The sequence below is a fragment of the Luteithermobacter gelatinilyticus genome (assembly GCF_005849285.1).
In the GTDB taxonomy this organism is placed as follows: Bacteria; Pseudomonadota; Alphaproteobacteria; order Sphingomonadales; family Emcibacteraceae; genus Luteithermobacter; species Luteithermobacter gelatinilyticus.
In genome coordinates, this window is record NZ_CP040517.1 from 2,820,439 (window position 1) to 2,840,600 (window position 20,162).

Sequence of the window (20,162 nt, forward strand, 5' to 3'; positions counted from 1 at the left end):
CCATTTTTACATGACGTACTGGCCATAACTTATAAGTCTCTCCCCTTGACGGACCGTTTACCCACAAAAAGGGCTCTTCCGACAACGGAAGAGCCCTTATCAAATGGTTACCCCTGCCACGGGAGGCGGGGAAATTCAGGATGGTTTACCAACCGCAGTTGCGGTCCTTGTTCTGCTCATCCAGCCAGGCTTTGAGCGGCGCAAAGTATTCCAGTACCGCGCTGCCGTCCATTTCACGGGTGCCGATAAAGGCTTCCAGCGCATCCTGCCAGGGCTTGCTCTGGCCCATTTCCAGCATGGCGTTGAGTTTTTCGCCCACTTCCTTGTTGTTGTAAATAGTGCAACTGTGCAGCGGCCCTTCAAATCCGGCCATTTCGCAAGCCGTCTTGTGGAACTGGAACTGCAGGATATGAGCGAGGAAATAGCGCATATAGGGCGTATTGCCCGGAATGTGGTATTTGGCGCCCGGATCAAAGGCCTCAGGCGTCCGCTCTGCCGGTGCAGCTACCCCCTGATAGGCTTCGCGCAGTTCCCACCAGCCCCGGTTATAGTCTTCTGGGTTCAGCTCGCCGTTAAAGACTTTCCAGCGCCACTGGTCCACCAACAGGCCGAACGGCAGGAACGCCACCTTGTCCAGGGCCCGGCGCAGAAGAAGCCCGATATCGCCTTCCGGTCCCGGCACTTTGTCAATGAGCCCCACCTGTTTCAGATATTCCGGGGTGATGCTGAGCGCGATGGTATCCCCGATGGCCTCGTGGAACCCGTCATGGGCGCCGCCCTGATACAATACGCTCTGATCCTTATAGGCGCGCTGGTAAATATTGTGCCCCAGTTCGTGATGGATGGTTTCATAATCTTCGGCCGTGATGGTGGTGCACATCTTGATACGGATGTCTTCCTTGCCGTCAATATTCCAGGCGCTGGCGTGGCACTGCACTTCCCGGTCCCGCGGTTTTTTAATCAGCGAACGTTCCCAGAATGTCTGCGGCAGGGGCTCAAAGCCCAGCGAGGTGAAGAAATTCTCCCCCGCCTTGACCATCTGAACCTCATCATAACCTTTTTCTTTCAGCCGTTCGGTGAGGTCATATCCCACATCGCTTTCTTCCGGCGCCACCAGGGGATAGATATTGCCCCATTGCTGCGCCCACATATTGCCCAGAAGATGCGCCGGAATCGGGCCGTCCTGAGGGACCACATCGGTGCCATACTGTTCGCCCAGCTTCGCGCGCACATGACAGTGCAGGGCATCATACAACGGTTTGACCTGACCCCAGAGCCGGTCGGCTTCCTTACGGAAATCATCCGCCGGCATATCGTATCCGGCCCGCCACATGGCGCCCACATCCTGATAGCCCAGCTCGCGCGCCCCTTCATTGGCGATGTCCACCATCCGCGCATATTTTTCCTTCATGGACGGGGAGACGGTCCGCCAGCCTTCCCAAGCCTTGCGCAACTCCGCCTCATCCCGGGAATTAGCCATCAGCTCGGTCAACTCGCCCAGAGTGCGGCCTTCGGGGTCCTTGCCGGTGGCATACATACTGTCCAGTTCGGCGGTAATGGTCGCCAGTTCCTTATTGGCTTCCGGATCGCTCGGCGCGGGCAGGGTAATCCCCTGTTTGATGATTTCCAGCTTACGCCGGGTATCCGGGTCAAGCTCCAGATCGTTAAACTTTTTGGCTTCATTGGCGAATTTGACCGCCAGAGCCGTCATGTCCGCGCCGACCTTGGCGACCAGCGCATTGGTATCTACGGTCATGAAATTGGCCTGAACCCAGTAGGCCCGCGCCGTATGGGGGCCCTTTTCTTCATATTCCTTTTCCACCATCGCCACAAAGGCTTTGGCGTCTTCGGCCGTGACCGCCTTGCTTTCGGCCTCTCTTTCCCCCTCCGGTGAACAGGCCGCCACAAACAGCGCAATGGCCGCGGTGCCGGCCAGAAGTGTTTTCCTCATTTTTTTCTCCTTAACTAATCCCCATCAAAGATCAAATGGCTAAGATCAAATGGCTAAGATCAAACGGCATAGGTCAAACAACAAAGATCAAAAAGCGGGCCGCCAAAAGACCGGCCCGCCCTTTCAGATCACAGCTTAGGCAGCGCCTTTCTTTTGCGCAATATACGCCTCCACCAGATCTTCGAGAATGAACAGCGGTACCGCCCCATTGGTCAGGATCACATCATGGAATTCGCCCATATCGAACCGGTCGCCTAGTGCGCGGCGCGCCTTTTCCCGAAGCTCTAGTATTTTCAGCATACCCACCTTATAGGCCAGCGCCTGACCCGGCCAGACCATATAGCGTTCAATCTCACTGACCACATCGGACATCGCCTGTCCGGTGTTTTTATACATATAGTCGATCGCCTGTTCCCGGGTCCAGCGCTTATAATGCAGACCTGTGTCCACCACCAGGCGCACGGCCCGGAACAATTCGGCCTGCAAGCGGCCAATATCGTCAAAGGAATTTTCCAGCAGCCCCAGTTCTTTGGCCACCCGTTCCGCATACAGCGCCCAGCCTTCCACATAAGCGGTAAAGAACATATATTTGCGGAACAGCGGCACATCCTTCAGTTCCTGGGCAATGGCAATCTGGAAATGGTGACCTGGCACCGCCTCGTGATAGGTTAGCGTGCGCATGCCATATTTCGGGGTCGCCTTGATATCATAAAGATTGGCCCAAAAAATACCGGGACGGGAGCCATCCAGCGCCGGATCGGTATAATAGGCGCCGGGGGCTGATTCTTCGCTGAATTCGGGGACACGGCGCACTTCAACCCCGGCCTTGGGTTTGACGTTGAACACATCCTGCACCCGCTCATTCACCTCCGCAATCATCTTGCGGTAATCTGCCAGAATCTGTTCCCGGCCCTCGTCGGTATCCGGATAATAAAACCGCTCTTCGTCCGCCAAGTCCTGGATCAAAACTTCAAACCCTTTCGAGATATCGTACCCTTCCTTCTCGAACAGCGCCAGCATTTCCCCCTGAATGCGGGCCACTTCGGAAAGACCGATCTGGTGAATTTCCTCAGGGGTAAGATCCGTTGTGGTCATGCGGGCCACCATGGCCTTGTAATAATTGTCGCCATCAGGGAATTTCCAGACCCCGGCATCATTGGTGGCTTTTTGGATCAGCTTTTCATGAAAAGCCGTAAGGTTGCGGAACGCCGGATAAACATCATCGGCAATGGCGGCGCGGGCCTGTTTCAGAAGGGCCAGTTTATCCGCCTCGTCCAGATCGCTTACCCCGTTCAGCTTATCCGCGAAGCTGACATAAAGCAGGTTTTCTTCAGGGGCGACAGCGGTGTAGTCTCGCCCCGTCTTGATCACTTTCTCCATCAGCATCTTCGGCAGGATAATGCCTTTTTCCGCCTGGGCCCGGATGCGCTCTTCCACCTGATCAAACACCCGACGGGCTTCTTTCAGGCGGGCGACATAATCTTCGGCATCCGCCTTGCTGTTTATGGCGTGAAAATTGGCCATAAAGTTGGGATAGTCAATAATGACCCCGCCATTTTGCGCCACGATATATCCATAGTCCCGGTATTTATCGAGCGCGATATTCTGCTCCATATCCCATTTCATAATGTCCCGGGACAGTTTCTGGGCCGGGCTCAAATCTTTGTCCTTATAGCCTTTCAGAAGTTCGTAATTGCGCACTTCCAGGTCATGCATTTTCTGCAAATGAGCCGCAGAATAATCGTCCAGCCGGTTATGCCGCCATGCCTTGCCCCGGGTTTCCATATAGCGGGTATAGGTGAGCATTTCCGGCGATTCCATCAGGGCCTCTTCAAAGACCTCGGCAAAAAAATCGTCGATATTGGCAGGCGCCTTGTCCAGCGCCGAAGCCCCCGCCGACGTCATCAAACCGCCAATGATGCCGACAAGAAAACTGTTCCGTAAGAATTTCATGGGTTTACTCATGTGATTAAACATCCCCTTGTTATGGCGCCGCCAGTGGACGCAGATTATCGGGAGAAGGTAGCAGTCCGTGCTGTTTTCCACAGCAAAAAAACGACAAACCCCACAAAAAAAGGGACGAGCAGCACACCGCCCATCCCTATACAGAATTTTATGTCGCTAAGTCTGGATACTGCCCTATTTTATGCTTTCCGGAGAAAGTTATTGCACAGGCTTTCGGCGATCTGTACCGCATTCAGCGCTGCGCCTTTGAGCAGGTTGTCGGATACACACCACAGATTGAGGCCATGTTTCACCGTTTCGTCGCGACGGATGCGACTGATATAGGTAGCGAATTCCCCGGCCGCTTCCACCGGTGTCACATAACCGCCGTCTTCGCGTTTATCGACCACCATTACCCCGGGCGACTGGCGCAGGATGTCCCGGGCCTCGTCATCGCTTAAGGGATTGTGAAATTCGATATTGACCGATTCACTATGGCCAATAAAGACCGGCACCCGCACGCAGGTGGCCGTCAGTTTAATATCCGGATCCAGGATCTTGGCCGTCTCCGCCACCATTTTCCATTCTTCCTTGGTGTCGCCATTGTCCATAAAGACGTCGATATGGGGAATGACGTTAAAGGCGATCTGTTTCGGATACACCTCGTTTTCCACCGGATCGTTGACGAAAATGGCCCGGGTCTGGGTCCAAAGTTCGTCCATGGCGGCTTTGCCGCTGCCAGACACGGACTGATAGGTGGACACCACCACGCGTTTGATTTTCGCCCGATCATGCAGGGGTTTCAGCGCCACCATGAGCTGCGCCGTGGAGCAATTGGGATTGGCGATGATATTTTTCTTTTTATATCCGGCAATATCTTCGGCATTGACTTCCGGCACGACCAGCGGCACATCCGGATCCATACGGAAATAGGAGCTGTTGTCGATCACCACACATCCCTGGGCGCCGATCTTTTCGGACCACGCCTTGGACACACTGCCGCCGGCGGACATCAGACAGATATCCACACCGGAAAAATCGAAATCATCCAGGCATTTGGTCTTAATGGTCTTGTCGCCAAACGTAACTTCCTGACCGATAGAACGGCGGGACGCCAGCGGAATAATTTCCGAAACCGGGAACTGACGTTCATGCAAGACATTCAGCATTTCGCGGCCGACATTTCCCGTCGCGCCAACGACAGCGACCTTATAAGACATAATGTTCTCCTGATTTTTTGAGGTTCATAATACCGTATATTTTGTTATTTATTCAGCTTTTCCAGCTGTCTGAGAATACTGTCGCCCATCACCGAGGTAGACACCTTGGCCTTGCCCGGCTGCATGATGTCGGCCGTGCGCATGCCCCCGGCCAGCACCCCGTTGATCGCCTGTTCGATCATGTCGGCTTCCGTCCCGAGATCGAGGCTGTAGCGCAGGGCCATGGCGAAGCTTAAAATGGCGGCAATCGGATTGGCAATGCCCTTTCCGGCAATATCAGGGGCGCTGCCGTGCACCGGCTCATACAATGCCCCGCCTTTGTCACCGCCCAGCGATGCTGACGGCAGCATGCCTAGAGAACCGGTCAGCATGGCGGCCACATCGCTCAACAGGTCGCCAAACAGATTGTCCGTCACAATCACATCAAACTGTTTCGGCGCGCGCACCAGCTGCATGCCGCAATTGTCGGCCAATATGTGTTCCAGCGCCACATCCGGGTAGTTTTTGGCCACCTCGGTCACTTCCTCACGCCACAACAGGCCGCTTTCCATGACATTGCTTTTTTCCGCGCTGGTCACTTTCGCCTGACGTTTGCCGCCGGCGCGTTTTTGCGCCAGATCAAAGGCAATATGGGCAATACGGTGGATTTCGCTGGTGGTATAAACCTGGGTATTGATCCCCCGGCGCTCCCCATCGGGCAAGGTTTCAATACCGCGCGGCTCCCCGAAATAGATCCCGCCCGTAAGTTCGCGCACAATCATGATATCCAATCCACTGACCAGCTCCGGTTTCAGGCTGGAGGCCTCCACCAGCGGCTCAAAACACAAGGCCGGGCGCAGATTGGCAAACAGCCCCAGTTCCTTGCGGATTTTCAGCAAGCCGGCTTCCGGGCGTTTATCATAGGGCACATCAGTCCATTTGGGTCCACCCACTGCCCCCAGCAGAACCGCATCCACCTCTTTGGCCTGTTCCAGCGTATCCTCGGCCAGCGGCGCGCCATAGGCATCATAGGCGCACCCGCCGATCAGGTCTTCGCTCACATCGAAACGTATTCCCCGGTATGCCGTCAACCAGTCGATGATCCGGCGGACCTGTTCCATGATTTCCGGACCGATGCCGTCCCCCGGCAGGATCAGGAGGCTGTGGGTTGTGCTGGTCATGTGGTTATGTTCCTTATGTCTATGGCCTTATATCTTATCTGTGACCCTTGTGTCTGTCGGAGATGAGCCGGCGGCGGGATTATGAGGCGCCGTAAAGCCAGGGCTGCACAGTTTTCTGTCGGGCTTCAAAAGCGTCGATTTTATCCACCTTCTGCAAGGTCAGCCCAATATCATCAAGACCGCCCAGAAGGCACTGCCGGCGAAAGGGATCAATCTCAAACCTGATTTTGCTTCCGTCAGGAGCGGTGATTTCACAGTTTTCCAGATCCACCGTCACAACGGCACCCTCCCCCTGTTCGGCATCCTCCATCAGCTGGTTGACCAGCTGGCGCGGCAGGGTAATGGGCAGAATACCGTTTTTAAAACAGTTCCCGTAAAAAATATCCGCGAAACTCGGCGCGATGATGCAACGAATCCCGAAATCCAGAAGCGCCCACGGGGCATGTTCTCGACTGGAACCACACCCGAAATTATCGCCGGCGATCAGAATCCGGGCGTTACGATAGGCCGGTTTGTTCAGCACAAAATCCGGCTTCTCGCTGCCATCCTCATTATAGCGGATATTGGCAAAGGCGTGTTTGCCCAGCCCAGTGCGCCGGATGGTTTTCAGAAATTTCTGCGGAATAATCATGTCGGTATCCACATTGATCATCGGCAGGGGCGCCGCCACGCTGGTCAGTTGAGTGAACTTTTCCATCTTATCCGGCCTTCCTTACAATTTTCTGACATCACACAGATGCCCGGTGACAGCCGCCGCCGCCGCCATGGCAGGACTCATCAGATGCGTGCGTCCCTTGGGCCCCTGTCGACCTTCGAAATTACGGTTGGAGGTGGACGCACAGCGCTCATAAGGCTCCAGCTTGTCGGCATTCATGGCCAGACACATGGAACAGCCCGGCTCCCGCCACTCAAATCCGGCCTCGATCAGGATCCGGTCCAGGCCTTCCTGTTCCGCCTGATGCTTGACCAGACCGGAGCCCGGCACCACCATCGCTTGGACATGATCCGCCACCTGGCGGCCCTTGGCCACTTCGGCAGCGGCGCGGATATCCTCGATCCGGCCATTAGTGCAGGATCCGATAAACACCCGGTCAATTTTAATCTGGTCCAGCGGCGTGCCCGGTTCCAGCCCCATATAGGCCAGCGCCCGTTCCGTGGCCACCCGGCGGTCGCCGTCCTGGTCGGCGGGATCCGGCACCCGGCCGGTGATGGGTAGCACGTCCTGCGGGCTGGTGCCCCAGGTCACCTGCGGTGCAATGTCCTCGGCCTTGAGAAACACCTCCTTGTCATAGGACGCGCCCTCGTCCGATTTGAGGGTTTGCCAATAGGCCACCGCCTGCTCAAACGCCCCGCCCTTGGGCGCTTTGGGGCGGCCCTTGATATAGTCAAAGGTTTTTTCATCGGGCGCGATCAGCCCGGCGCGAGCGCCGGCCTCGATGGACATATTGCACAGGGTCATGCGCCCTTCCATGCTGAGTCCGGTGATGGCGGAGCCCGTAAATTCAATCACATGGCCCGTCCCGCCCGCCGTACCGATGGCGCCGATGATCGCCAGCGCTACATCCTTGGCCGTCACCCCAGCCCCCAGCGTGCCGGAAACATCAATGCGCAGGTTTTTCGCCTTGCGCAGAATCAGGGTCTGGGTCGCCATGACATGTTCCACCTCACTGGTGCCAATGCCAAACGCCAGCGCCCCGAAAGCCCCGTGGGTGGAGGTATGACTATCGCCGCAAACAATGGTCGTGCCGGGCAAAGTGAATCCCTGTTCGGGCCCGACAATATGCACGATCCCCTGACGCACGTCCACCATGGGGATATATTCCACCCCGAACTCCGCACAATTCTTTTCCAGCGCCTCAAGCTGGATCTTTGACTGGGGATCACTGATCACCGTGGCCCGGTCCTGGGTGGTCGGCACGTTATGATCGGGTACGGCCAGCATGGCGTCCGGACGGCGCAATATGCGACCGGCTAGGCGCAGCCCTTCAAAGGCCTGCGGGCTGGTGACCTCGTGAATGATGTGCCGGTCTATATAGATCAGGCAATTACCGTCCTCCTGGCTGTCCACCAGGTGGCTGTCCCAGATTTTGTCATATAACGTCTTTGCCATGTTTCACGCCACTTGTTTCCCGACCGCTTGCGGCGGCCGGCACCCCATATCCAACCATAAGGGGCTCAGGTTTTGTATACAATCTTCCCCACATATGCAAATGGGACCCGTTTTGGCGAGCCCCATTTTGGCGGGGCCTTTATGACATGGCCCCGGAATCATTATGTTGCGTACAGCGTTACGCGTCGTTTTCCGAAGCCGACTTCTTGACAAGCCAGTCTTTTTTCTCGGCAATACGCGCCTTTTTCCCGCGCAGTTCACGCAGATAGTACAGCTTGGCCCGGCGGACACGACCGCGGCGCACCAGCTCAATGCTGTCCACATTGGGCGAATAAAGCGGGAAGACACGCTCCACCCCTTCGCCATAAGAAATTTTACGCACGGTGAAAGAAGAGTTCAAGCCCCGGTTGGAACGGGCAATACACACTCCTTCATAGGCCTGGATACGTTCACGTGTCCCTTCCACCACTTTCACATTCACCCGCACCGTATCGCCCGGCGCAAATTCGGGAATGGTTTTCCCCTGGGTGAGTTTCTCGATCTGCTCTTTTTCAAACTTTTCGATAATATTCATTGTTCTTCTCTTCTCTCATGTCCCTCAGAGGTTCCGAGCCCATTATTTCTTCGGAACATTCAGAGATCATTACCTCAAAAACCACCGGTTATCCCCTGGCCGGTTTTCGACCTGTCAAACGGCCCGAAGCCGCCTTCTGCCCCGGCTGCGACCCAAACTGGCAAATCCGGGTGACGGCATTTCGCTAGCCGCTTTAACAGAAGTTGCCCCAAGACGCAATTTTTTTCGGCATCCTGGCGGCCTATTTATCGCTTTTTTGCCGCAGATACCTTTCCCAAAGGTCCGGCCGCCGCTCCCGGGTAAGTTTCTCCGCCTGTTCCTGACGCCAGGCCCGAATCCGTTCATGATGCCCCGATTGAAGCACTTCGGGAATTTCCCGCCCTTCCCAAACTTTGGGACGGGTATAATGGGGATATTCCAGAAGCCCGGATTCGAAACTTTCTTCCGCCAGGGTTTCCGGCTCGCCGATCACCCCCGGAATCAGCCGCACCACCGCATCCATCAGCGCAAATGCCGCCGGTTCCCCGCCGCTCAAGATAAAATCCCCCAGGCTGATTTCCTGAATCTCGCGGGCCTGAAGCACCCGTTCATCGATTCCTTCAAACCGGCCACAGATCAGCGTGAGCCCCTTCCCGGCGGCAAACTCGCGCGCCAGGCCCTGATCAAAAACCCGCCCCCGCGGGGACAGGTAAATCACCGGCCAGTCTTCAACGCTCAGGGGTGTCTGCGGATCCGCCGGCCGTTTTTTCAATGTTTCATCCAGCGCCAGCCCCAGCACATCGGGACGCATCACCATGCCCGGCCCGCCCCCCGCCGGGGTATCATCCACATTCCGGTGTTTGTTCAGGGCATAATCCCGGATGTTCACCACATCAAGAGCCCACAGCCCCGCCTCCAACGCCTTCCCCGCCAGAGAATGCCCCAGCGGCCCCGGAAACATTTCCGGATACAGTGTCAAAACCTGCACCTGCCATTTGGGGGACGTCATGGTCATTTCTCAATCCCGTTCACCAAAGGCGGCCCGGTCAATCACCACATAGCCGGCCTCAAGGTCCACCCGGGGGACGAATTCCGTGGCAAAGGGATAGAGCCTTACGCCCGTCTCCCCATCATTGCGGGCCGGATCCAGCGCCACTTCCAGAATATCGCCCGCGCCGAAATTGAAAACCGCCCTGACAACACCGAAACCAGCATCCGTTTCATCCCGGGCCTCCAGCCCCACCAGATCCTCGTAATAAAAAACATCATTCTCTTCTGGTTCCGGAAGGGCCTCGCGGCGGACGTAAAGTTTTTGCCCTTTGAGCGCCAGCGCCTGATCCCGGTCGGTAATGCCCTCCAGGCGCGCCGCCACCCCGGCCTTGATGTTATGAAGCAGTTCGATCCGAAAGACGCGCCCCTCGGGATATTCCGGACTGAACAGGGTCAGCGGGCCATAGTCGGCAATGGCCGAAAAGTCCTCTGTAAAGGGTTTGAGGCGTACGGCACCCCGCACGCCCTGAGCGCCGACAATGACCCCGAGGCAAACCCATTCCGGCCCGACCCAGATGGCGCTGCTGCCCCCGTCCCGGGATGGTTTCCGGCTTTTATGCAAAGCACGGGGCGCCATAGGTTTTAAGCTTCGGCTGCGGCTTCCTCAGCGGGAGCCTCTTCAGAAGCCGCGGCTTCCCCTTCTGCCGCAGCGGCAGCAGCTTCTTCGGCTTTCTGGCGACGCTCTTCCTCACGCTCCAGCGCCTTCTGACCCGGCTTGCCTTTGATCGGGTTGTTCCGCGCCGGGCGTTTTTTCAGACCAGCCGCATCCAGGAAACGCAGAACCCGGTCCGTGGGCTGCGCGCCCTGTTCCAGCCAATACTGAACCCGCTCGGTCACCAGCGTAACCCGGTCTTCCCGGTCTTTGGGCAGAAGCGGGTTATAGGTCCCTACTTTTTCGATGAACCGCCCGTCGCGCGGAGCGCGGCTATCGGCAACCACGATACGGTAATAAGGACGTTTTTTAGCGCCACCACGGGCCAGACGAATTTTCAATGCCATGTCTTCAATCTCACTTTCTTGGTCTTCAATAAGTTTTAATACTGCTGTTCTTGAACTCTCTGCTCATCCCTTCGGGATAACGCGGTTTATGTCTTTTCCGAAACGCCATCACTTCGGAAACAGATTCTCCATGCCCGGCGGCAACTGGCCCGGCAGGGGCAGACGGCCTTTTTTGCCCATCTTGCCCATTTTTTTCATCATGGTGGCCATCTGTTTCTGCATTTTCATCAGCTTGTTGATATCCTGCACGGAAACACCGGCCCCCTGAGCAATACGTTTTTTGCGCGATGCGTTCATCAGGGCTGGATTGGCTCGCTCCTTCGGCGTCATGCTGTTGATGATGGCCTCCTGGCGAGCCAGAAGTTTGTCATCCACATTGGCAGCAGCGAGCTGTTTTTGCATTTTGCCAAGCCCGGGCAACATCCCGAGAACGCCGGACATCCCGCCCAGTTTTTTCATTTGACGAATCTGGGACCGCAGATCATTAAAGTCGAACTGTCCCTTTTTCATCTTCTTGACCATTTTCTCGGCTTCTTCGGCCTCAATGGTCTCAGCCGCCTTTTCCACCAGCGAAACTACATCGCCCATGCCGAGAATCCGCGATGCGACGCGCTCGGGATGGAACTCTTCCAGATCATCCAGTTTTTCGCCGACCCCCACCAGCTTGATAGGTTTGCCGGTTACGGCCCGCATGCTGAGTGCCGCACCGCCCCGGCCGTCCCCGTCCATACGGGTCAGCACAACGCCGGTAAGCCCCACCTGCTCGCTGAACTGCTGTGCCACATTAACCGCATCCTGACCGGTCAGCGCATCTGCCACCAACAGCGTCTCATGGGGATTGATCTCGTTACGGATCGCGGTCAGCTCGCTCATCAGACTCTGATCCACATGCAGCCGCCCGGCCGTATCCAGCAGCACCACATCAAACCCCTGCAGGCGCGCGGCGGTCATGGCTCGCTTGGCAATATCCAGCGGCATCTGGCCCGGAATAATCGGCAGGGTGGCGACCCCGGCCTGCTCACCAAGGATCTTCAGCTGTTCCATGGCGGCCGGTCGGCGCACGTCCAGTGACGCCATCAGAACCTTTTTCTTGTCTTTCTCCTGCAACCGCTTGGCGATCTTCCCGGTGGAGGTGGTTTTCCCTGACCCCTGAAGCCCGACCATCAGGATCGGCACCGGCGGCGGGGCAGCCAAAGAAATGGTTTCGCCTTCCCCGCCCAGCATTTCCACCAGGTGATCGTTGACAATCTTGATGACCATCTGACCGGGCGTGACGGATTTCAGGACTTCGCGCCCGACGGCTTTCTCCCGAACCTTGTTGATAAAGTCCTTGACCACCGGCAGCGCTACGTCAGCCTCAAGCAAGGCAATACGCACCTCGCGCATGGCCTCGTTGACATCTGCTTCCTTCAACGCCCCACTGCGTTTGAGTTTGTCAAATATGCCGCCCAGTCTATCGCTTAAGCTGTCAAACATGTCTTTTCCACCATCCCCGCATCACGAGGCTTTTCACAAAACAAAAACGCACCAGTGGGCGAACTCTCGCTGACTGGTGGGTATCCTCTTTCACAAGAAGGACACTGAAATCCTGATCTCCTTACGGAATGCGGGCAAAATATGGGCTTTCTTCGCCAGAGTCAAGAAGTTTAGGTCAAGAAGTTTAGGGGCAAAAAATAAGCCAGTCCTTTTTCCCCAGCCCTTTTTCCTATGCACAATTCACTCTAAACTCATTAATTGCCCCACAGATGTAGGGAATAGCTGTAGGGAATAGCAAATCAAATCCGGCCTGATGGCGGTTTTGGCATCTCTCCTGTTTTCAGCGGGGAAAAAAGCTGTAATATGGTCGCCATCTTAAAAAAGGGTGGCCTTACCAAGGCCAGCCATGCCGACAGAACCTGAACAAAACACAGGACAAAGGATACAAAAGATAATGCGAAACATATTTCTTAAGCTCTTTTTGCTGATGGGACTGACGGGCAGCGCCAGCCTTGGAACCTCTTTCCTGGGCGCGACACCGGCACAGGCCGGTCTGGACAACAATCCCTTCGAAGGGTTTTATCTGGGGCTGCGTTTTGACTACAACAAGGAAAGCGCTAACGCCGCCTATACGCAGATTGCCGGCGAAGAGACGAGCGGTTTTACCGGCATTACGGACGAAACCTCCGGCAATGGCCTTGGGGGGGGATTTTATGGCGGCTATGGCATGAGTCTCGGTCCGGTCTATACCAGTATTGAAGCCGGCTGGGCCATTGGCGGGGGTGCGGGGCGCGTCACCGATGGCACCGCCGAGTTCGGCATCAAAAATGGCAACACTTTTGACATTAACGGCCGGGTGGGGGTTGTGCCGTCCGACCGGTTCCTGATTTACGGCCTGTTTGGATACGCCGCCACAAAATATAATGGCGATGGTTTTGAAGGCGATGTCGGGGAACGGCTGAACGGTTTCCGTTATGGCGGCGGCCTGGAAGTAGGCGTATTCGAAGACGTAGCCCTCAGGATTGAATATACCCGCGCCGAATTCGGCAGCACCACCTTTACGCAGGGTGTGGACCAGTTTACGTTTGACCCGTCAGAACAGCGCCTGTCCATCGGGCTGGTGTTACACATGAATTAGCTGCACATGAGTTAACCGTCGTTTTTGTTGTGCGTAACCGGTCAACATAGACCCCAGTCATCATAACATCACGTGAGGGACGTGTCATAAAGGGAGGCAGAACTGGGCTACAGGATGATTAAACTTGCCCTGGGCATGATTCCGATCCTTCTGGTGCAGATTTTTCCGGCACCGGACGGCATGGGCGGGACAGCCTGGATGACAGTGGGCGTGGCCGGACTCATGGCCATCTGGTGGGCGACCGAAGCCCTGCCGGTACCGATCACCTCGCTGATGCCGCTGATCCTGTTTCCCGCCTTCGGGATCGCCCAAATGAACGAGGCCGCAGCTCCCTATGCCCGGCCGACCATATTTCTGCTGATGGGCGGATTTATCATTGCCACGGGGCTAGCCCGATGGAACCTGCACCGGCGCCTTGCCTTGCATATTCTGGTACGCGCCGGACACCATCCCGGCGCTATCATCGCCGGTTTTATGGCCGCCACCGCCATCACCAGCATGTGGATCAGCAATACGGCCAGTTCCATCATGATGATTCCCATCGCCCTGTCACTGGCCGGAGAACTGGTTCATGACAACAGCCGTTCTCACAAAGGGTTTGTGCTGTGTCTTATTCTGGGCATTGCCTATTCCGCCAGCATCGGCGGCCTTGGCACCATGATTGGCACCCCGCCCAACCTGTTTGTGGTCGGCTTCATGAAAGAAACCTACAATGTGGACATCAGTTTTCTGCAATGGATGCTGTTTGGCGTGCCCACAGTAGTGGTGCTGGTCCCCGTGGCCTGGTTCGTCCTGGTAAAATGGACCTACCGGTTCGACCTGAAGGATATTCCTGCCGCCCGGGACCTGTTTCAGGCGGAACTGAACAGGCTGGGCTCCATCACCGTGCCGGAACGGCGCCTGACGGTGGTCTTTGCGCTGATTGCCGGGGCCTGGATTTTCCGCCAGGTGATCCAGAAAGATCTGGGGCTCATGCCCTGGCTCAGTGACGCCATGATCGCCGTTATCGGCGCCGTAGCCTTGTTTATGATTCCTTCTGGCTGCAAAAAGGAAAAAGGCACGGCCCTGCTGGACTGGGAAACGGCGGTAAAAATTCCCTGGGGGGTTCTGCTGCTGTTTGGCGGCGGGCTCAGCCTCGCCGCCGCCGTCTCAGAAACGGGGCTGGCCCTGTGGCTGGGCGAGGCCTTGTCGGGACTGACCAGCCTGCATTTGTTTTTGATGATCATGGCGCTTACCAGTCTGGTAATTTTCCTGACCGAACTGACCAGCAACACCGCCACGGTGGCGACCCTGCTGCCAGTGCTGGGGGCACTGGCCGGGGCCGGCGGATTCGAACCCATGCTGCTGTTTGCGCCCACGGCGCTGGCCGGCAGCTGTGCTTTCATGCTGCCGGTAGCCACCGCTCCCAATGCGGTGATTTATTCCACTGGCCGGGTGACGATTCCGGAAATGATGAATGCCGGGGTGCGGCTCAATCTTCTGGGCATTCTGGTGATCACGTCGCTTAGTTACCTGTTGGTGCCGATTCTGTTCGGCTGACCCCCGCCAAGCCCATAAAACAAACAGATTTTGCCGGTTTTTTTGGCCTTTTTAGTGGACTTTTTCCCTCATCCGCCCATATAAGGCAGTATGAGCCAGGAAACAGACACCACACGCACCACCATTGAACCGCGGCCTTTTGTCAAGATGCACGGCCTCGGCAATGATTTTGTCATTTTTGACGGCCGGATGGATCGCTTTGATCTGTCCGGGGATGGCGTGCGTTATGTTGCCGACCGCAAGCGTGGCATCGGCTGTGATCAGGTGATCACCTTGTGGCCGTCGGACGTGGCCGACGCCTTTATGCGCATCCAGAATGCCGACGGGTCCGAAGTGGCTGCTTGCGGCAATGCCACCCGCTGCGTCGCCGATCTTCTGATGCAGGAAGCCGGCACAAACGCCGTAACCATCGAAACCCTCGCCGGACTGCTCAAAGCCACCCGCGAAGGCGCCTTCATCCGGGTGGATATGGGACCGCCGCGACTGGACTGGCAGGCGATTCCGCTGGCCCGGGAAATGGACACGACCACCCTTGATTTTACCTTCGGGCCCCTGAATCAGCCCGTGGCGGTCAATATGGGCAATCCTCATGTGGTGTTTTTTGTGGACAATGTGGATGATGTACCACTTAGCGAATTTGGTCCCGAAATCGAATATGATCCTTTGTTTCCCGAACGCGCCAATGTCAGCATCGTGGAAAATCGCGGCGGGGGAGAGTTGCGGCTTCGGGTGTGGGAACGGGGGGCAGGCATCACTCAGGCCTGTGGTTCGGCCGCCTGTGCCGCCGTGGTCGCCGCTTCCCTGCGGGGACTTGTGGAACGGCGGGCTCGAATCGAACTGGACGGCGGGTTTCTCACTCTGGAATGGGACACCAATGATCATGTACTGATGACCGGCGCGGTAAGTTATGTGTTTGCCGGCCATGTGTTTAGCCCCTACAGCCTGGAAGGGTCCTTTGATCAGGAGGCCGACTGATGAGCCGCGCGCCGAGCCTGTCGCCAGAAATCGTCACCTTTGGCTGCCGTCTCAACACTTATGAATCGGAAGTCATGCGCAACCATGCCCGGGCGGCGGGGCTGGAAAACACGATCATTTTCAACACCTGTGCGGTGACCGCCGAAGCCACCCGCCAGGCGCGGCAAACCATTCGCCGGATGAAACGCCGGAATCCCGGCGCAAAAATTGTGGTCACGGGATGCGCCGCCCAGATCGATCCCGAACAATTTGCCCAAATGGCCGAAGTAGACCGGGTGATCGGCAATCAGGAAAAACTGGCTGCCGAGAGCTGGACCGAACTGCGGCAACAAAGCCCGGACTTTGGCCTGGAGACCACGGAAAAGGTTACCGTGAACGACATCATGAGCGTGCGCGAAACGGCGCCGCAGCTAATTGACGGCTATGCTGAACGGGCCCGAGCCTTTGTCCAGGTGCAGAATGGCTGTGATCATCGCTGTACCTTTTGCATCATCCCCTATGGCCGCGGCAATTCCCGTTCTGTACCGGCCGGAGAAGTGGTGCGTCAGGTGCGCCGCCTTGTGGAAAACGGTTATCAGGAAGTAATTCTGACCGGCGTGGACATCACCTCCTATGGGCCGGACCTGCCGGGTCGTCCATCGCTCGGCAAACTGTGCCAACAGATTCTTGATCATGTGCCGGAGCTCAAACGCCTGCGCCTCAGCTCTATCGACAGTATCGAAACGGACGAGGCGCTGTTCCGGGTGATCACCGAAGAAGAACGCATGATGCCGCATCTGCACCTAAGCCTTCAGGCCGGCGATAACATGATCCTGAAACGCATGAAACGCCGCCATAGCCGCGAGGACAGCATCGACTTCTGCCGCCGGGTGCGGGCGGCGCGGCCCGATGTAGTGTTCGGGGCCGACCTGATCGCCGGCTTTCCAACTGAAACGGAAAACATGTTTGAAAATTCCCTCAGGCTGGTGGATGACTGTGACCTGACCTTTCTTCATGTCTTCCCCTATTCCGAGCGCGAGGGGACGCCGGCAGCGCGCATGCCTCAGCTGCCCAGGGAAGTGCGCAAGGAACGGGCGGAACGGCTGCGCCGCAAGGGCGAGGAACATCTGGACCGCTTCCTCAAAAGCCAAATCGGCCGCACCGTCAGCATTCTGGTGGAAAAACCCCTGACAGCCGGGGAAAGCGTGGTCGGCCATACGGAACATTTCGCCCCGGCCCGCCTGATGGCGGATCTTCCGGCCGGTCATATTGCCAAAGCGGTTGTGACCGGGTATCAGGATGGCATACTTATCGCGGAACTCAAATAAGTGGACTCCATGAACGAAGAAGCACCCAAAAAAGGCTGGTTTCGACGCCTGAAAGACGGCCTGAAACGCAGCACCTCTGCCCTCAGCAGCGGCATATCCGGGATTTTCAACAAACGCCGGCTGGATGCCGCGACCCTGGAAGAGCTGGAAGACCTGCTGATCATGTCTGACCTGGGCGTCGAGGTCAGCCGGCGGGTCTGCGACCGGCTTGCCAAAAACAAATATGACAAGGAAATTGCCGCCGAAGAGGTGCAAAAGGCCCTCGCCGAAGAAGTTTCCGGCATTCTGGAACAAGTGGCCCGGCCGCTCGCCATCAATCCCGCGCACCGTCCGCATGTGATTTTAATGGTGGGCGTGAACGGGTCCGGCAAAACCACCACCATCGGCAAGCTGGCCAAACAGTTCCAGCTGGACGGCAAATCAGTCATGCTGGCCGCCGGAGACACTTTCCGGGCGGCGGCCATTGAGCAGCTCCAGGTCTGGGGCGAACGCAACAAGGTGCCGGTGATTGCCGGCAAGGTGGGCGGCGATGCGGCGGGGCTCGCCTATGATGCGCTCCAGCAGGCGAAAGCCCAGAATATTGACGTGCTTCTGATTGATACGGCCGGACGGCTGCAAAACAAGAATCACCTCATGGAGGAACTGGCGAAAATTGTGCGCGTCATCAAGAAATTCGATCCCGAGGCGCCCCATGATACCGTACTGGTGCTGGATGCCACCACCGGGCAGAATGCGCTGATGCAAGCGGAAGTGTTCCGTGAAGTGGCCCAGATCACCGGCCTGATCATGACCAAACTGGATGGCACGGCCCGCGGCGGGGTGCTGGTGGCATGTGCGGAAAAATTTGCCCTGCCCATTCACGCCATCGGCGTTGGCGAGAGCATAGATGACCTTCAACCCTTTGACGCCGATGAATTTTCCCGTATGCTCGTAGGGCTGGAAGCGTAACAATACGCCGGAGAGAAAAGGGATCTGACACCAGATGAACCAGCTTTATAAACTGTTGATCGAGGCCGGCCCGCTGGTCATTTTCTTTATTGCTAACGGCCAGTGGGGCATATATGCGGCGACGGCGGTTTTCATGACAGCCATGATTATTTCCATGGTGGCAAGCCGAATTTTGCTCAAGGAAATCTCGCTTATGTTATGGCTGTCCGTGGCGCTGGTGACCATTTTTGGCGGCGCGACGCTGTATTTTGAGGATGAAGCTTTTATCAAGATCAAACCGACCATTCTCTACAGCCTGTTTGCCGCCGTACTACTGCTGGGCACGCTGCTCAAGAAACCCTTTATCCGCAATGTGATGGAGGCAGGCTTTCCGCCATTGGAAGATGTGGCCTGGACCAAGATGAATTTCCGCTGGGGGGTGTTTTTTCTCTTTTGTGCCCTGCTCAACGAATATATCTGGCGCACCTATGACACCCAGACCTGGATCGCTGCCAAACTATGGCTGTTCATGCCGCTGAGTTTTGTCTTTGCCATGGCCCAAGTGCCGCTGATCATGAAATACCAGATCGAAGAAGACGCCCCGGAAAAGGAATAAGGTCTAGAGTGAATTGAGCCAACCTATTCACAATTCACTCTAGAGCGTGGCCTGGCAGCCGCGCTCTTTTATCGCGGGGTTGCGGCAATGCTTCCGGCCGATCTCTGGCCCCTATCTCTGGCCGGTGGCGCCGTCAGGGTTGGTAAAGGGGGCAAAGACGTCCCGATCCGCGACCTCGCGGTAATGGTGAAGCGCCCAATGCACGCTGGGGAAAGCGATGTCATCCCAGGGAATCTCCTCCCAACGGAACAGGGCCACTTCCTCGCTTTCCTCCCCGGCCTTGATCTCTGGGGTCTTCAGGTCCGCCACATACATCATTTGCACCTGGGAAATATGCCGGATGGAATAGACGGCAAGCAAAGCGCGCGGACGAATTTCAGCGCAAGCCTCTTCCCGGGCCTCACGCATGGCCCCTTCTTCGGGGCTTTCTTTTTCTTCCAGAAATCCCGCCGGAATGGTCCAATAACCTTTGCGCGGGTTGATTGCTCGACGGCACAGCAAAAAACGGGGCTCTGCTTCGGGGCTTTCCCGCCAGACCGCGACCGATCCCACCACAATCTTGGGATTTTCGTAATAGACAAAATCACAGGTGTCACAGACATGACGTTCCCGATTGTCCCCGTCAGGCACGCGCCGGGAAAAGGAATGTTTGTTATAGGGCTGGTTTTCAAAAGGCATGGCGGATGTTCTGCATCATAAGAGTCATTCAAGGATAACAAGCTCAGATTTTGATATCAATGATCTGACCCAGGCGTTCGAACCGGGGTTGTCCCACTGGCCCGCCGAGACTTTCCCGCAGATTGAGGTTCGGAGCGCCCGCCATGCCGCTCCCGGGGGCCTCATCCGATCCGGCGGCAAGAACATGACTCAGCTTTTCCAGATTCCGGTTGCGCAGCTCTTCCTGAATCCGGCTAAGGGCATCGCGGTTCTCCTGAATCTGAGTCTCGCGAATTTGCGCCTGCCGATCCAGTTCCCGGGCCTGCTGTCGTTCGGACCGGGCCTGCATCTGTTCCCTGGTTTGCTGCTGGTCTGCTAACTGCTGCTGGGCCTGGCGTTGATTAGGGTCCGCCAACCCGATCAAAGACGACAGCAAATGTGAATGTGATGTGATTTTCATCGGTTCTCAGCCGGGGATCTCACCCCCATAAACAAACGGAACGTTTCTCTAAGACTTTGTGTCCATTTTTTCTAATGGGA

At 56.6% G+C, this 20,162-nt stretch carries 19 protein-coding genes; 6 read left to right on the forward strand and 13 right to left on the reverse strand.

The window, feature by feature from the left end; all coding sequences use genetic code 11:
* Nucleotides 1-145: 145 nt before the first annotated feature.
* The 11 genes from FE788_RS12720 to ffh all read right to left on the reverse strand — a co-directional run bounded on the left by FE788_RS12720 (nt 146) and on the right by ffh (nt 12,463).
* Nucleotides 146-1,951, reverse strand: coding sequence for a M2 family metallopeptidase (locus FE788_RS12720; protein WP_138380995.1), 1,806 nt, complete (start codon nt 1,949-1,951; stop codon nt 146-148).
* A 135-nt stretch (nt 1,952-2,086) separates the two neighbouring features.
* Complete coding sequence (locus FE788_RS12725; protein WP_138380996.1) at nt 2,087-3,904, reverse strand: DUF885 domain-containing protein; 1,818 nt, start codon at nt 3,902-3,904, stop codon at nt 2,087-2,089.
* Between the two features lie 191 nt (nt 3,905-4,095).
* The gene (locus tag FE788_RS12730; protein ID WP_138380997.1) at nt 4,096-5,115 is read right to left on the reverse strand and encodes an aspartate-semialdehyde dehydrogenase; all 1,020 of its coding nucleotides are present in this window, start codon (nt 5,113-5,115) and stop codon (nt 4,096-4,098) included.
* 44 nt (nt 5,116-5,159) lie between these two features.
* Entirely contained in the window at nt 5,160-6,275 is a 1,116-nt protein-coding gene (leuB, locus tag FE788_RS12735; protein ID WP_138380998.1) for a 3-isopropylmalate dehydrogenase, read from the reverse strand.
* Between the two features lie 79 nt (nt 6,276-6,354).
* Nucleotides 6,355-6,972, reverse strand: coding sequence for a 3-isopropylmalate dehydratase small subunit (gene leuD / locus FE788_RS12740; RefSeq protein WP_138380999.1), 618 nt, complete (start codon nt 6,970-6,972; stop codon nt 6,355-6,357).
* 15 nt (nt 6,973-6,987) lie between these two features.
* Nucleotides 6,988-8,385, reverse strand: a complete 1,398-nt coding sequence (gene leuC / locus FE788_RS12745) for a 3-isopropylmalate dehydratase large subunit (protein ID WP_138381000.1) — start codon at nt 8,383-8,385, stop codon at nt 6,988-6,990.
* A gap of 178 nt (nt 8,386-8,563) precedes the next feature.
* Nucleotides 8,564-8,959 carry a 50S ribosomal protein L19 gene (gene rplS, locus FE788_RS12750; protein ID WP_138381001.1) on the reverse strand — a complete coding sequence of 132 codons (396 nt, stop codon included), beginning with the start codon at nt 8,957-8,959 and terminating at the stop codon, nt 8,564-8,566.
* A gap of 241 nt (nt 8,960-9,200) precedes the next feature.
* Entirely contained in the window at nt 9,201-9,953 is a 753-nt protein-coding gene (trmD, locus tag FE788_RS12755; RefSeq protein WP_210413981.1) for a tRNA (guanosine(37)-N1)-methyltransferase TrmD, read from the reverse strand.
* A gap of 3 nt (nt 9,954-9,956) precedes the next feature.
* Entirely contained in the window at nt 9,957-10,565 is a 609-nt protein-coding gene (gene rimM, locus FE788_RS12760) for a ribosome maturation factor RimM (protein WP_138381002.1), read from the reverse strand.
* 5 nt (nt 10,566-10,570) lie between these two features.
* The gene (gene rpsP, locus FE788_RS14405; RefSeq protein ID WP_138381003.1) at nt 10,571-10,987 is read right to left on the reverse strand and encodes a 30S ribosomal protein S16; all 417 of its coding nucleotides are present in this window, start codon (nt 10,985-10,987) and stop codon (nt 10,571-10,573) included.
* A 108-nt stretch (nt 10,988-11,095) separates the two neighbouring features.
* The gene (ffh, locus tag FE788_RS12770; protein WP_138381004.1) at nt 11,096-12,463 is read right to left on the reverse strand and encodes a signal recognition particle protein; all 1,368 of its coding nucleotides are present in this window, start codon (nt 12,461-12,463) and stop codon (nt 11,096-11,098) included.
* Between the two features lie 454 nt (nt 12,464-12,917).
* Here ffh and FE788_RS12775 point away from each other — a divergent pair, with 454 nt between their 5' ends.
* From FE788_RS12775 to FE788_RS12800, 6 genes are all read left to right on the forward strand, one after another.
* On the forward strand, nt 12,918-13,601 hold the full coding sequence (locus FE788_RS12775; protein WP_168190416.1) for an outer membrane protein: 684 nt from the start codon (nt 12,918-12,920) through the stop codon (nt 13,599-13,601).
* A 114-nt stretch (nt 13,602-13,715) separates the two neighbouring features.
* On the forward strand, nt 13,716-15,140 hold the full coding sequence (locus FE788_RS12780) for an SLC13 family permease (RefSeq protein ID WP_138381006.1): 1,425 nt from the start codon (nt 13,716-13,718) through the stop codon (nt 15,138-15,140).
* Nucleotides 15,141-15,230: 90 nt separating this feature from the next.
* Nucleotides 15,231-16,115, forward strand: coding sequence for a diaminopimelate epimerase (dapF, locus tag FE788_RS12785; RefSeq protein ID WP_210413983.1), 885 nt, complete (start codon nt 15,231-15,233; stop codon nt 16,113-16,115).
* On the forward strand, nt 16,115-17,422 hold the full coding sequence (gene mtaB / locus FE788_RS12790; RefSeq protein WP_210413985.1) for a tRNA (N(6)-L-threonylcarbamoyladenosine(37)-C(2))-methylthiotransferase MtaB: 1,308 nt from the start codon (nt 16,115-16,117) through the stop codon (nt 17,420-17,422). Before dapF ends, mtaB begins: the two co-directional genes overlap by 1 nt.
* Nucleotides 17,423-17,431: 9 nt before the next feature.
* Nucleotides 17,432-18,370, forward strand: coding sequence for a signal recognition particle-docking protein FtsY (gene ftsY, locus FE788_RS12795; RefSeq protein ID WP_138381007.1), 939 nt, complete (start codon nt 17,432-17,434; stop codon nt 18,368-18,370).
* Nucleotides 18,371-18,404: 34 nt separating this feature from the next.
* Complete coding sequence (locus FE788_RS12800; protein ID WP_138381008.1) at nt 18,405-18,965, forward strand: septation protein A; 561 nt, start codon at nt 18,405-18,407, stop codon at nt 18,963-18,965.
* Between the two features lie 111 nt (nt 18,966-19,076).
* Here the strand turns inward: FE788_RS12800 and FE788_RS12805 are convergent, their stop codons facing one another.
* Both FE788_RS12805 and FE788_RS12810 read right to left on the reverse strand, forming a co-directional pair.
* Nucleotides 19,077-19,643 carry an NUDIX hydrolase gene (locus tag FE788_RS12805; protein ID WP_138381009.1) on the reverse strand — a complete coding sequence of 189 codons (567 nt, stop codon included), beginning with the start codon at nt 19,641-19,643 and terminating at the stop codon, nt 19,077-19,079.
* A gap of 43 nt (nt 19,644-19,686) precedes the next feature.
* The gene (locus FE788_RS12810; RefSeq protein ID WP_138381010.1) at nt 19,687-20,082 is read right to left on the reverse strand and encodes a hypothetical protein; all 396 of its coding nucleotides are present in this window, start codon (nt 20,080-20,082) and stop codon (nt 19,687-19,689) included.
* Nucleotides 20,083-20,162 lie beyond the last annotated feature (80 nt).